Origin of the sequence: Streptomyces sp. NPDC001530 (assembly GCF_042894545.1) — a bacterium.
In the GTDB taxonomy this organism is placed as follows: Bacteria; Actinomycetota; Actinomycetes; order Streptomycetales; family Streptomycetaceae; genus Streptomyces.
The window spans coordinates 146,504-159,316 of the sequence record NZ_JBIAVS010000009.1 but is presented as its reverse complement, the minus strand read 5'-3'; the positions used below and the strand labels follow the sequence as shown (position 1 = coordinate 159,316).

The window sequence follows — 12,813 nt, the reverse complement described above, 5'->3', positions numbered from 1 at the left end:
CTCGAACGTGATCGCTCACCTGACCGCGAAGGTGGCGGGAATGGCTGCTGCACCATCGTGACCCTCAGGTGGCGGTGACCACCAGTGCGGCCTGGTCGTCGAGAGTGGCATTGCCCGCGAACGTGGTGACTGCGGCGGTGATGGACTCGATGAGGGTGGCGGCGGTGGGCGTCGTGGTCCGGACGGTGACGAGCGCGTCGGCCAAGCGGTCCTCGCCGAAGAATTCGCCGTCGGCGGAACGAGCCTCGGTGATGCCGTCGGTGACCAGGACCAGGCTGTCGCCGGGGTGCAGGTCGATGCCGCACGGGCAGAAGTCGGGGTCGGGACGGATGCCCAACAGCAGGCCCGGTTGGGCGAGTTCTTCGACCGTGCCGTCGGCGCGGCGCACGAGGGGCGGTACGTGGCCTGCTCGAATCAGGTTGAGCGCGAGGTGGGACGCGGTGTGCCGCAGCTCGCCGTAGGCGAGCGAAACGAACTGGTCCTCATCGACGGTGCTTGCCGTCAACGCGTCGTTGATGGCGGCGACCACCGCCGCCGGGTCGTTCAGCAGGCGGGCGGCGGCGCGTGCGGTGTGGCGGACCATTCCGGTGGTGGTGGCTGCCAGCGCGCCGCGTCCGGACACATCGCCGATCATGAACGCCCAGCGGTCGGCGGACAGCGGGAAGACGTCGTAGAAGTCGCCGCCGACGTCGAGTCCTTCACCGGCCGGATGGTACGAGGCGGCCAAGGTGGCGCCGGGAATCCTGGGCAACTCGGGAGGCAGCAGACCTGCCTGCAGATCGTGGGCCAGCCGGACGCGGTCGGTGAACTGGTGGGCGTTGTCGGCACTCAAAGCGGCCCGGCGGGCGAGCTCCTGGGCCAGGGTGATCGTGTGGCCGTCCAGGGGCAGGTCGGTGGCCAGGAGAGTCAGCGCGCCGAAGGTGCGGCCCCGGGTGGCCAGCGGCATGCACACGTAGCCCGTGACGCCGAGCTGCGCGCAGGGGCCGCCCGTGTGGGCGGTCTCGGTGGTGCCGGAGGCCAGCGCGCAGGCAACAGCGGCGTCCACCTCGTCGCGCAGTGCGGGGGAGGAGAGGAGCTGTTCCCCCTCCCGGGTCGAGGCGGCGATGGCGATGCGGTGGGTCTGGCCGCGCTCGACCACGTGGACGGCACACAGCGGCGCGAGGGTCGGAACGGTCAGCCTGGCCATGCGCTGCAGGCTGTCGGAATAGTGTGTCTCGCTCGTGATGGCGGTGCTGGCTTCCAACAGGAAGGCCAGATCCTCACGGGCCGCCTTCTCGCGCTCCTGGGCGACGTGCCTCGCCCCCACCGCGGAGTGGCGTTCGATGGCCAGCGCGGCTATGCGGGCGAACGCGGCGCTGAGTGCCACATCCTTGTCCTCGGGAGCCTTGGGGGTGCGGTGGTACATCGCGAAGGTGCCCAGCAGCCGGCCGTCCGCGTCCTGGATCGGCGTGGACCAGCATGCCGCGACCCCGGCCCGCAGCGCTAGGTCGCGGTAGTCCTTCCACAGGGGATCGGTGGCGATGTCCGTGACGATCACCGGTTCGAGCCGGAAGGCGGACGTGCCGCACGAGCCGACGCCCTCGCCGATGGGTGTCCCGTCGATCGCCTCGTTGTAGAAGTCGGGCAGGTGCGGGGCGGTGCCGTGCCGCAGGCGTTGTCCGTCGGGATCGATGAGCAGTACCGAGACGATCATGTCCGGGGAGAGCTCCTCGATTGCTGTGGCCATGCCGGTGAGGATCTCCTCGAGGGGGGCGTCGCGTGCGATCTGCTCCAGCAGCACGCGCTGCTCGGCGGCCAGGAGATGTGCGTCGTGGTACGCGGTGGTCTCGACCGCGATCACCACGACCCCGTCGATCCGGCCGGCCGCGTCCCGGCGGGGCTCGTAGGTGAAGTCGAAGAACCCCTCCCGCTGCCTGCCCGGCCCGCCCAGCAGGAGCCGCCCGTCCCGGGCCCGGTACGCGACGCCGGTGCGGTAGACGGCATCGAGCCGGTCGAGGACGCCCTGCGGAACCAATTCCGGAATCACCTCCCCGATCGGCTCGCCGACGTGCCCACGGTCGCACCCGATGGTCTCGAAGAATGCTGAGTTCGCCGCTTCCAGCAAGTGTCTCGGGCCACTGAGTGCGGCGAAGATCACTGGGGCCTGCCCAAACAGGTCTGCGTACTCCTCGCTCCGCCGGTCGACGGAGGCGGAGTGGGCCTTGGACGAACTGTGGGGATCGAAATACAGGGACATGACAGGCCGCCCTCTCCTGTCTCCTCCGCCCGCTGACGGCGCTCTCGCCCCTCCACTCTTACACATGTCTCCGCTGTTTCCAGGCCGCAGCCGGGCCCGTCACAGCGGTGCACCCCGGGCCTGGCTGGAGGACCACCCGCGCATCCACCACGGCTTCATGCCCGGCGGCGCCTGCCGGCTCAACCTCCAGGAAGGCTGGCGGCGCATGGGGAGCCGGGCCCGTCGTTCACCGGAAGAGGCCCAGCCGTCTCCTCACCGCAGATTCGCCGATCACAGATGGTGCAACATCGGCGGGTGGATGCGGAATTGGATGGCACCAGTCTCCGAGCGCCCTCATCCGGGCGGTCCAGATGTCCGCGACGGCGAGGGCGAGCGCGGACGTCACCGTGCCTACTCGATGGGCGCCTGGCTGACAGCCGGGAGCAAGGAACGACGGGGGAAATTCGGTGGTGCCGCAGTGCGTGCCCCCTCTAGGGTGAGGCTTGCTCCTCGCGGTGGCCGTCGGCTGCCGCGGTCAGTCGTGTGGGGAACGGGAGGTGTGACCGATGGCTGTCTCTGTGATGGGCGCTGCCCGCAACCAGACGTTCGTTCACTCCACCTCCGCGGTGTCCGGCTGACCACTTCCTTCTCTTCGCGCTTGTGAGCGCGACGCCGGGGCCCGCCCTTGTGAAGGGTTTCCCTTGAATTTCTCTGTTTCTTCGGTTCCGTCGCACCCTCTCGCCCCGTACGGCTGGGACGAGGGCTGGGACGCCGAGTTCGCTCCCTACGCTGAGCAGGGGCTCCTGCCCGGTCGTGTTGTCCGCGTCGACCGTGGTCAGTGCGACGTCGTCACCCCGTTCGGCACCGTGCGCGCCGACACCGAGTTCGTCGTTCCCCGTGACCCGATGAAGGTCGTGTGCACGGGGGACTGGGGCGCCGTCGACCCCGAGGGCGGAGACCCCCGGTACGTACGGACGCTGCTGCCGCGGCGTACCGCCTTCGTTCGCTCGACCTCGTCCAAGCGTTCCGAGGGGCAGATCCTCGCGGCCAACGTCGACTACGCGGTCGTGGCCGTGTCGCTCGCCGTGGAACTCGACCTCGGGCGCATCGAACGCTTCCTCGCCCTGGCCTGGGAGTCCGGCGCGCAGCCGGTGGTCGTCCTCAGCAAGGCCGACCTCGTGCCGGACGCGGTGACGCTCGGGCACCTCGTGCAGGACGTCGAGACGACGTCGCCGGGGGTGCCGGTGCTGCCAGTCAGCGCCACGACCGGTGAGGGCCTCGATGTCCTCGAGGCCGTCCTCGCCGGCGGTACGTCGGTGCTGCTCGGGCAGTCCGGGGCGGGGAAGTCGACCCTCGCGAACGCGTTGCTCGGTGAGGACGTCATGGAGGTGCAGGCCGCGCGCGACGTCGACGGCAAGGGCCGGCACACCACGACGACCCGCAACCTGCTCGCCCTGCCGGGCGGGGGCGTGCTCATCGACACCCCGGGGCTGCGGGGCGTCGGTCTCTGGGACGCCGAGACCGGCGTCGGACAGGTCTTCTCCGAGATCGAATCGCTCGCCGCCGACTGCCGCTTCCACGACTGCGCCCATGTCGCCGAGCCCGGCTGCGCGGTCCTCGCCGCCGTCGACTCGGGGGCGCTTCCCGAGCGCCGGCTCGACAGCTACCGCAAGCTGCTCCGCGAGAACCAGCGGATCGTCGCCAAGACGGATGCTCGGCTGCGGGCCGAGATCCGGCGGGACTGGAAGCGGAAGGGGGCGGAGGGCCGGGCGGCGATGGAAGCCAAACGGGGCCGTTGGCACTAGGCCTGGGCCGGGCGAGTTGTTTTCGCCCCCTCCGCCCCTACCCATCCCCTCCCTGGGGGCTGCCGCCCCCAGACCCCCGCTATCGGCCTTGACGGCCTCGTCCTCAAACGCCGGACGGGCTGAAAATAGCCCGTCCGGCGTTGAGGATCGGGGGCCCAGGGGGCAGCGCCCCGTTGGCGGGGCTGGGGGTGGAGCCCCAGGGCGACGCGTACGAAGCCGACGGCGGGGACGGGGCGAAGCCGCGGGCAGGGTCGACGGGCGCAGCCCCTGGGTGGGTAGGGGCGGCGGGGGCGAGAGAGCGTAGTGTCGTGTCCGAAATCCGCCAGCTGCGTGGGGAGTGGGCGCGCACACTGGAAGGGTGATTGACGAAGACACCAGGTACGAGGCCGTGCGGAGCCGGGATGGTCGGTTCGACGGGGAGTTCTTCTTCGCCGTGGAGACAACGGGGATCTACTGCAGGCCGAGCTGCCCGGCGGTGACGCCCAAGCGGCAGAACGTCCGGTTCTACGCGACGGCAGCCGCCGCGCAGAGCTCGGGCTTCCGAGCCTGCCGCAGATGCCGCCCGGACGCCGTACCCGGCTCCGCGGAGTGGAACGTGCGGGCCGACGTGGTCGGCCGGGCCATGCGCCTGATCGGGGACGGCGTCGTGGACCGCGAGGGCGTCGGAGGGCTTGCGGGGCGCCTCGGCTACAGCGCCCGCCAGGTGCAGCGACAGCTCACCGCCGAGGTCGGCGCAGGCCCCGTCGCCCTGGCCCGCGCCCAGCGCGCCCACACCGCGCGGGTACTGCTCCAGACCACCGACCTCCCGATCACCCAGATCGCGTTCGCGGCCGGGTTCGCCAGCGTGCGCCAGTTCAACGACACGATCCGCGCGGTGTACGCCTCGACACCGAGCGAACTGCGCACCGCCGCCCCGCGCACCGGCTCCGCCGCCCGGCGCGCGGCCACGCCCACCGCCGGAATCCCCCTGCGCCTCGCCTACCGGGGGCCATACCAGTCCACCGCGGTCTTCGACCTCCTCGCCGGCGAGGCGATCGCCGGGATCGAGGACGTCAGCGGCGCCCGCGGCCGCCGCACGTACCGGCGCACGCTCCGTCTCCCGTACGGCACCGGAATCGTCGCGGTCGACGAGCGACCGCGCGGCGGCCCGGGGCGTACGGCAGCCGGGCGCGCGCCCCACCCAGCCCGCACCGGCGCCGAGGCCGCCGCCACCGGCGCTGAGGCCGTCACCACCGGCGCCACCCACCCCGGCGGCTGGCTCGACGCCCGTCTCCACCTCACCGATCTCCGCGATCTCACCACCGCCGTCCAGCGGCTGCGCAGGCTGTTCGACCTCGACGCGGACCCGTACGCCGTCGATGAGCGGCTGGGCGCCGACGCCCGGCTGGCGCCGCTGGTCGCCGCGCGTCCGGGCCTGCGTTCGCCCGCCGCCGCCGACCCGGACGAGCTGGCGGTGCGCGCGCTGGTGGGGCAGGCGGAGGCCGAGCGGCTGGTGCTGCGGTACGGCAAGGCGCTGGACGCCCCGTGCGGCACACTCACCCATCTGTTCCCGGAACCGGCCGTACTCGCGGAGGCCGAGCCGCACGGCACCCCAGGTGCCCTGACCGCCGCCCTCGCCGACGGCCACCTACGGCTCGACGCGGGCGCCGACCGTGACGACGCGCAGGAGGCGCTGCTCGCGCTGCCGGGCATGGACGAACGTGAGCACACCGTGGCCGCCATCCGTACGCGCGCCCTCGGCGATCCCGATGTGGCCCCGCCCGGCGAGGACGTTCCGGACGCCTGGCGTCCCTGGCGTTCTTACGCCGTGCAACACCTCAGGGTGGCGCGGGAGTTGGCCGGAACAGCCTGAACCGGGCAGTCGGCCCGACGCTAGTCCCGCGGCGGCGGCAGCAGGCGCGGCTCGATCCGCTGCTCGACCGCCGAGCCCCCCTCCCGCCTGACCACGTACGCGCCCTTTCCGGGTATCTCCGTAACCGCCTCGACGAGTTCGGTGCCCCGGTACACCAGCCCCACCCCGTCGTCCGTGCAGTGGGTGTCGGGCAGCGTGCCGTCGGCGACGAGCCGGTGGACCAGCGGGCGGCGGCCCTGGTCGCTGTCGTAGTGGACGCCGTTGCCGTACGGCAGGTATCCGAGGCCGTTGGTGAGCGCGCGCAGCTCGGGGCCGAAGGAGTCCGTGGTGCCGCCCTGGAACCAGCAGATCGACCCGGCACTCACCCCGCTCAGCACGACCCCGGCTTCCCACGCGCGCCGGAAGATCGCGTCGAGCCCGTGGACGCGCCATACGGCGAGCAGGTTCGCCGCCGAGCCGCCCATGACCCACACGACGTCCTGCTCCAGCACCGCTGCCTCGATGTCCTTGAGGTTCGGCATGGGGAAGAGGTGGAGCGGCGTCAGGTCGAAGCCCGCCACGCGAGCCGCCTCGCTCATACGGGTGGTGAAGTGTTCGGCGTCGCCGATCGCCGTCCCGACATACATGACGCGGGGGCGGCGCCCCTGAACGCCCGCCAGGTCCACGGCATGGTGAACGAGGGCGTCGAAGGTCACCCTCGTGCGGTCTCCGACGCGGTGACCACCCGAAGTGGCGAGAATGGTGGGTTCCGTGGCGGTCATGGCCCGTGACCCTACCAAGCCCTTGAGGCCGACCGATCTTCAACGCCGCTGATCCACAAAGGCACCGATCCACAAGGGCACCGATCCACAAGGCGCCGATCCACAAGGGCACCGATCCGCAAGGGCGTTCAGTGCTCCCCGCCCTCAGCCATCATCAGTCCTCCAGTCCCCAGCTGTGAATCCGCTTCGGATGGACGCGGATCAGCTCCTCGCTGAAGTGCGGCCCCAACTCATGGGGACCGGTGAGGAGTTCGGCCTCCCCTCGGATGTCGACTCCTCTGACCTTCCACGGCCGGACGCTGACGATGTCATCGACGACGAGGGCGACCTTGGGGTTCTTCTGCAGGTTGCGCCATTTCTTCGTGGTGCCCATCGAGTAGCCGCCGATCAGGATCGTCCCGTCCTCCTGCGGGAAGAAGCCGACGGGGTTCGCCTGCGGCTGCCCGTGGGGATCGACGGTGGCAAGCCGTCCCAGCCGCTGCGACGTGAGGTACGCGCGCTCAGCCTCGCTGAATTGGGTCATGGCAGCAGCCAAACACTCCCGCGCCCGCGCCGCATCGGATCCTGGGCCTAGGTCCAGAGGACTAGGTGGACGGCGTCAACGACGTCGTACGGGTGCGTCCAAAGGAGTGACAGTGCGTTGCTGGGGCCGGCGGGCAGGGAAGCCATGCCCCCATGACCCGAGCGATCAAGGTCCGGCACCTCCTCGCCATCCTGGTGACCACAGTGATGCTCACCCCGCCGACCGCGATCGCCGACGCCACGCCCGCGCCCGGCGGTGCTGCGGCCGGTCCCGTCGGGGCCCAGACCTGGACCGGCACCTGGGAGGCCGCCGCCTCCGGCACCGCCCCCGCGCTGCCCGGCGCCTCGATCCGCAACGTCGTGCACACCAGCGTCGGCGGCCGCGCCGCCCGCGTCCGTCTTTCCAACCGGCTCGGTTCGGCACCGCTCCAACTCGACGCGGTGACACTGGCGTTGCAGCAGCCGGGCGCGCCCAGGAGTCCGCGGGCCGTCGCGGGTTCGATGCGTACGGTCACCTTCGCCGGCGCCGGATCGGTGGCGATCCCCGCGGGCAGAGACCTGGTCAGCGACCCCGTCGCTCTCCAGATCCCCGCCGACTCCAACCTCCTGATCTCGCTCCACACCCCCGCCGACTCGGGCCCGGCGACCTACCACCGCTCCGCCCTGCAGGCCAACTTCGTTGCGAGAAAGGGCAATTGGACCGCCGACGAGAGCGGCACCGCGTACACCGTCTCCCTGGGGAACTGGTACTACGTGACCGGCGTCGACGTGCTCGGCTCGGCCGTCGTGGGCAGCGTGGTCACGCTCGGCGACTCCATCACCGACGGCACCGGCTCGACGTTCAGCGCCAACCACCGCTGGCCCGACCGGCTCGCCGACCGCCTGCGCGGCCTCCCGCCGTACCGCCGACTCGGCGTCCTGAACGCGGGGATCGCCGGAAACCGCGTCCTGCTCGACGGCCGCGGCCCCAGCGCCCTGTCCCGCCTGGACGCCGACGTCTTCTCCCGCACCGCTGTCCGCGCGGTGATCGTGATGGAGGGCATCAACGACATCAAGGGCACCCCGGAGCAGACCGACCCCGAAACCCTCAAGGACGCGTACCGTCGCATCGTGCGCCGCGCCCACGCCCGCGGCATCCGCGTCATCGGCGCCACCATCACCCCGTACGGCGGTCACTCCGCGTACACGCCGGCCCGTGAGGCCGTACGGCAGGCGGTCAACGCCGTCATCCGCACGCACGGCCTCTTCGACACGGTCGCGGACTTCGACGCCACCGTCCGCGACCCGTCCGACCCGAACCGCATCCGTCCCGCCTACGACCCCGGCGACCACCTCCACTTCAACGACGCGGGCATGAAGGCGATGGCCGACACCATCGACCTGGCAGCCCTCACCCCCTAGGCGTCCCGAGGCATCCCTAAGCCGGAAGTCCCCACCGAGCTGCCGCCTCGTTCGGCCGCACCGGCGCGATCGTGAGGTCCGGCCGGTCGCCCTTCGCCGTGATCAGCGCCGACTCGCCCTTGCCCAGGGCGACTTGGATCGCTCCGTCGCCCGCGTCGGAGTACCGCAGGGCCCGCCCGCGTCCGTCCCGCACCTCGACCGGACCCGCGATGCCGTGCCGTACGACACAGGGGGCGCCCGCCTCGCTGACCAGCCGGACCCAGCGAGTCACCCCGCCCCGGCGGACCGCGCTGAGCAGAAAGGCGCCCTGGGTACGGAAGTTGTGGACCGTCAGGTCCGCCCAGGCGGCGGGCAGCGCCGGGAAGACGCGGACGACGCCGCCCCACGACTGGCAGATCATGTCGTGCAGGGACTGGGCGGCCGAGAGGGGGGTCTCGATGACCGGTCCGGACTCCTTGTACATGGTGTTGGCCTGGATGAAGCGGGTCATCAGCTCACCCAGGTACCTGAGCGCGTCCTCGCCCTTGCCGAGCAGCGCGGACATCGAGGCGGCGCCGGTGAAGGTGTAGCCCTGGAGGGCCCCCTCGAAGCCGACCCAGTGGGCCAACGACTTCTCGATCAGGGCGCGTTCGTGAGGGGTGCGGCCCGTCAGCTCGTACAGCGGGTACACCGCGAGCAGATGCGAGTAGTGGCGGTGCGACTTCGCGAAGGGGATGTCCGCGCCGATCATGAAGCCGTTGGCGTCGGTGGGGTACGCCACCCGCTTGGCCAGCACCGCGCGCCAGCGCGGCGCCAACTCGTCGTCAGTGCCAAGGAGTTCGGCCGACTCCAGCAGGGTCCGGCAACCCCAGGTCAGCAGCATCAGGTCGTAGTTGCAGTCGCGCGTGTTGCCGCCGTACTCGGGGGAGAAGGTGGCCGGAAGGTGCAGCTTGCCGTCCGTGCCCGGCTCCAGGAAGTGCAGGTAGTAGGTGATTGCCTTGCGGAGCAGGGGGAAGAGGACGTCGCGGAGGATCGATTCGTCCATGGTGTGGCGGTAGCTGAGCCAGACATTGTGCAGGGCCCAAGTGAGGTTCCCGACCTCGGGAGTTGGCGGGTCCTGGCCCGGGATACCGACGCCGTAGCCCGTGAGGGTGCCCGCCGCGCCGTTGACCAGGTGAGGGTCCGTGGTGCGCGGGATGCCGAGCGAGTCGGCGCGGTACTGGGGTGCGACCTCCTTGGACAGGTTGTCCCGGAACTCGCTCAACGCCCTGGTCACCGCGTCGAGTTCGAGATGGTTCGAGCCGTGGATCAGCCAGTACTCCAGCTGCACATTCAGGTTCCACCAGGTGTTGGGCCATGGCGTGGACTCCAGCCAGGGGCCGCTGGTGGCCATCACGGGCGCGTCGCGGCGGGCGGCCGACGCCGTCTTGTAGAGCTGGATCCAGTAGAAACGCTGGATGCGCGCATCGGGGAGGGAGAGGAAGCTCTTGCGGTAGAAGGCATGCCACCAGCTGCGATGTGCGTCCGCCAGCCGGTCGTACGGCAGCGCCGAAGCCCCGCGCACGGCGGCGAGCGCCCGGTCCAGCGCCGTGGACTTCGGGTACGAGTGGGCGACATGGACGTACAAGGTGCGTGTCGTGCCTCGCGTCCGCTCCCGCCACGCGGTCGCGTGCTGTCCGCCCGACAGCAGGGGCTGTACGGCGGCTTGGATGCCCTCGTGCTCGGTGACCTCGGCGGGCGGGTTGCCCTGGTAGCCGTCCGGCAGCGGTTTGAAGGCGGCGCGCGGGCTGATCGCGTCCGCCGGATGGAACACCCACCGGAAGTCGCGCTCGCCCGCGCTCGGCGTCACGTCCACGGCGAGGACCGAGCGGGAGTTGTGCACCAGGGCGCGCAGCGTGAGCGTGCCCCGGTCCGTGGTCAGCGTGCCGGTCAACTCGGCGTCGCGCAGCCCGAGCCGCCAGTCCAGGCCCGTGATCGTGCCCACCGGCTCCAGGGTGAAGTAGCCGATGGGCAGACGGGCGAGCCCGAAGAGCGAGCCGAACTCGGGGCGGTGGTCCTGCACCTCGGAGTGCTGCACATTGAAGCGCACGGCCTTGGTCTCCGCGCCCGGCTCGGCGTAGATCCCGGAGCCCAGGAAGCCGTTGCCGAGGTAGGGGCCCTCGTACCAGGTCTTCGGCATCCGCTGCCAGACGAGATCGGCGTCGTCGAGGACCGCCTTCCAGGGGTCGGCCTCCCGGTCCGCCGCCTGTGCGGACAGCCCCCCGGCGAGCAGTGCCCCTCCCAGGGCGGATCCGGTGGCGAGCACGGTACGTCTGGACGGGCTGGGCATGGTGCCTCCCGGCGGCTCGAGCGATTCATCGGAGCTATACCGGAATGCAACGTAGAGAAGGGGCTTCATGGCGTCAATGGAGAAGGAGAGATCCGATGTGTAGATGGGTACGTGAATGACGGCCGCAGGAATGGACTACGAGCGCAGGGCTGGACAGCCAACGCAGAGCTGGACAGCGGCCGTACGGTGGGCAGCCCTGTACGGCGGCCCTACGGTAGGCGGCCCTGGCGGCGGCCCACGGCGGGCAGCCCTGGACGGCCGGCCTCAGCCCCAGATCACCGCCCCACACCACGCGCCCAGAATCAGCAGACAGGCGAAGAACTCCGTCAGCACGCTCCAGCCGCCCGCCCGCATCACCGTCCGCAGCGCCGCCTTCGCCTGCCCGTGCCCGCCCAGGCGCAGCCGTTCGTAGAGATAGATCCCGGCGAGGAAGCCGGGGATCGCGCCGATCACCGGCAGCAGAAGGAAACCGAGCAGCGCCCCGGTCCCGGCGTACACCGCCATCCGGGGGGTGGCGCCGCTCTCCCGCAGCCGTCGGGGAGGCAGCGCCCAGCGGACCGCCTGGGCCAGCAGCAGAACGCCGGTCGCGCCGACGAGCACGGCCCAGGAGAGCGCCTGGGGGTCGTCCAGTGCCCACCACAGGACGGCGGCCCAGACGAGCCACGACCCCGGCGCACCGGGCACCAGTACTCCGGACAGGCCGAGCAGGATCACCACGCCGACCAGCAGGAGTTCCCACACTCCCATCTGCCCAGGGTGACTGAGCGGACGTGAAAGCGCAGGTCAGTCCCGCGCCAATCAGCGCCGTCGGTGTCAGAACGGGGACGGCCGGCCGCACCGGTGTCAGCCCCGCCCGTACAGGATCGGCGCCACCCGGCCCGCTCGTATCAGTCCCGCGCCACCCAGCCCCGCTCGTACGCGTGCCAGCCCAGCTGGAGTCGTGTCGTCACGCCCGTCAGCTCCATCAGCCGCTTCACCCGGCGCTGTACGGTCCGCAGGCCCAGGTCGAGTTGCTTGGCGACGCTCGCGTCGGTCAGCCCGGCGAGGAGAAGGGAGAGGATCTCCAGGTCGGTGCCGTCCGGGCCGTCCGGTTGCTGTTCCAGTACGCCGCGGCTGCCGAGCCGCAGCGGCAGGGCCTCGCGCCACACCGACTCGAACAGTTCCGACAGCAGCTCCAGCAGCCCGCTGGCGTGCACGACCAGCGCGGCGGGCTCCGCGGTGTGCGAGGTGAGCGGGACCATCGCCAGCGTCCGGTCGGCGATCACCAGCTTGGTCGGCACCTTGTCCACGACCCGCACCTGCTCGTCGCGGCCGAGCGCGGCGGACAGCTCGGTGATCCCGGTGGGCTGGTCGAGGACGGCCCGCTCGACGACCACGCGGTAGCCGACGCCCCGCCCCGCCGCCTGTTCCTCCGCGTCGTTGTCGATGCCGGAGACGACGACCGGATTCCCGGTGACCAGCGCGCACACCTCCTCGCTCGCGCCGAGCTGGAGCTGGAGGAACCGCTGGGCGACGGCCGCCGCGCCGATCACCACCTCGACCAGATCGTGCACGGCGGGCTCGGCGGCCTGTGCGCGATACTCCTCGGCGAGCAGCACGGCCGCCAGCTCCGCCTTCTCCAGCTCGTGCCGCTGCTGGGTGAGCAGCGCGCCGAGGGCCACCCCGGGCGGCGCCGCGACCCAGCGTCCGGGCCGGGCCGACGACTGGGCGGCGAGACCGTGCCGCTCCAGGCGGCGCAGCGCGCGCTCCGTGTCGTACTCGCCGAGCGTGAGCCGCCGTGCGAGATCGGGCACGTCGGCGGCGCCCACGGACACCAGCGCCCGGTACGCCGACTCGTGTGTCTCGTCCAGACCAATCGCTCCCAGCATGCGGCGACGTCCCTCCCCAAGGATGCGTTCCGGCCGGTCGGTGGCGTCCGTGGCGGAAAACAGCCACGGCGCAAACCCGCC

At 71.4% G+C, this 12,813-nt stretch carries 9 protein-coding genes; 3 read left to right on the top strand and 6 right to left on the bottom strand.

Annotated elements, in window-relative coordinates; translation table 11 throughout:
* Window positions 1–64: 64 nt before the first annotated feature.
* Window positions 65–2,236, bottom strand: a complete 2,172-nt coding sequence (locus ACFY0T_RS19945) for a SpoIIE family protein phosphatase (protein WP_388871910.1) — start codon at window positions 2,234–2,236, stop codon at window positions 65–67.
* Window positions 2,237–2,916: 680 nt separating this feature from the next.
* Here ACFY0T_RS19945 and rsgA point away from each other — a divergent pair.
* Both rsgA and ACFY0T_RS19935 read left to right on the top strand, forming a co-directional pair.
* Complete coding sequence (gene rsgA / locus ACFY0T_RS19940) at window positions 2,917–4,020, top strand: ribosome small subunit-dependent GTPase A (RefSeq protein WP_388871907.1); 1,104 nt, start codon at window positions 2,917–2,919, stop codon at window positions 4,018–4,020.
* A gap of 361 nt (window positions 4,021–4,381) precedes the next feature.
* Window positions 4,382–5,872, top strand: a complete 1,491-nt coding sequence (locus tag ACFY0T_RS19935) for a DNA-3-methyladenine glycosylase 2 family protein (protein ID WP_388872450.1) — start codon at window positions 4,382–4,384, stop codon at window positions 5,870–5,872.
* A gap of 20 nt (window positions 5,873–5,892) precedes the next feature.
* Here the strand turns inward: ACFY0T_RS19935 and ACFY0T_RS19930 are convergent, their stop codons facing one another.
* Both ACFY0T_RS19930 and ACFY0T_RS19925 read right to left on the bottom strand, forming a co-directional pair.
* The gene (locus ACFY0T_RS19930; RefSeq protein ID WP_388871904.1) at window positions 5,893–6,633 is read right to left on the bottom strand and encodes a Type 1 glutamine amidotransferase-like domain-containing protein; all 741 of its coding nucleotides are present in this window, start codon (window positions 6,631–6,633) and stop codon (window positions 5,893–5,895) included.
* A gap of 154 nt (window positions 6,634–6,787) precedes the next feature.
* Window positions 6,788–7,156: a PPOX class F420-dependent oxidoreductase gene (locus tag ACFY0T_RS19925; protein WP_388871901.1), complete on the bottom strand. Its 369-nt coding sequence runs from the start codon at window positions 7,154–7,156 to the stop codon at window positions 6,788–6,790.
* A gap of 152 nt (window positions 7,157–7,308) precedes the next feature.
* On the opposite strand from ACFY0T_RS19925, the gene ACFY0T_RS19920 reads away from it, so the two are divergent.
* Window positions 7,309–8,556, top strand: a complete 1,248-nt coding sequence (locus ACFY0T_RS19920) for an SGNH/GDSL hydrolase family protein (RefSeq protein ID WP_388871898.1) — start codon at window positions 7,309–7,311, stop codon at window positions 8,554–8,556.
* A gap of 16 nt (window positions 8,557–8,572) precedes the next feature.
* Here the strand turns inward: ACFY0T_RS19920 and ACFY0T_RS19915 are convergent, their stop codons facing one another.
* The 3 genes from ACFY0T_RS19915 to ACFY0T_RS19905 form a co-directional block, all read right to left on the bottom strand.
* Entirely contained in the window at window positions 8,573–10,864 is a 2,292-nt protein-coding gene (locus ACFY0T_RS19915) for a Tat pathway signal sequence domain protein (RefSeq protein WP_388871895.1), read from the bottom strand.
* A gap of 264 nt (window positions 10,865–11,128) precedes the next feature.
* Window positions 11,129–11,611, bottom strand: coding sequence for a DUF456 domain-containing protein (locus ACFY0T_RS19910; protein ID WP_388871892.1), 483 nt, complete (start codon window positions 11,609–11,611; stop codon window positions 11,129–11,131).
* A 140-nt stretch (window positions 11,612–11,751) separates the two neighbouring features.
* On the bottom strand, window positions 11,752–12,732 hold the full coding sequence (locus ACFY0T_RS19905; RefSeq protein ID WP_388871889.1) for a winged helix-turn-helix transcriptional regulator: 981 nt from the start codon (window positions 12,730–12,732) through the stop codon (window positions 11,752–11,754).
* Window positions 12,733–12,813 lie beyond the last annotated feature (81 nt).

What these genes read in the sequence shown, in the direction of transcription:
- ACFY0T_RS19945 (WP_388871910.1), bottom strand. Translation starts at nt 2,236, where the DNA reads ATGTCCCTGTATTTCGATCCCCACAGTTCGTCCAAGGCCCACTCCGCC.
- ACFY0T_RS19930 (WP_388871904.1), bottom strand. Translation starts at nt 6,633, where the DNA reads ATGACCGCCACGGAACCCACCATTCTCGCCACTTCGGGTGGTCACCGC.
- ACFY0T_RS19925 (WP_388871901.1), bottom strand. Translation starts at nt 7,156, where the DNA reads ATGACCCAATTCAGCGAGGCTGAGCGCGCGTACCTCACGTCGCAGCGG.
- ACFY0T_RS19920 (WP_388871898.1), top strand. Translation starts at nt 7,309, where the DNA reads ATGACCCGAGCGATCAAGGTCCGGCACCTCCTCGCCATCCTGGTGACC.
- ACFY0T_RS19915 (WP_388871895.1), bottom strand. Translation starts at nt 10,864, where the DNA reads ATGCCCAGCCCGTCCAGACGTACCGTGCTCGCCACCGGATCCGCCCTG.
- ACFY0T_RS19910 (WP_388871892.1), bottom strand. Translation starts at nt 11,611, where the DNA reads ATGGGAGTGTGGGAACTCCTGCTGGTCGGCGTGGTGATCCTGCTCGGC.
- ACFY0T_RS19905 (WP_388871889.1), bottom strand. Translation starts at nt 12,732, where the DNA reads ATGCTGGGAGCGATTGGTCTGGACGAGACACACGAGTCGGCGTACCGG.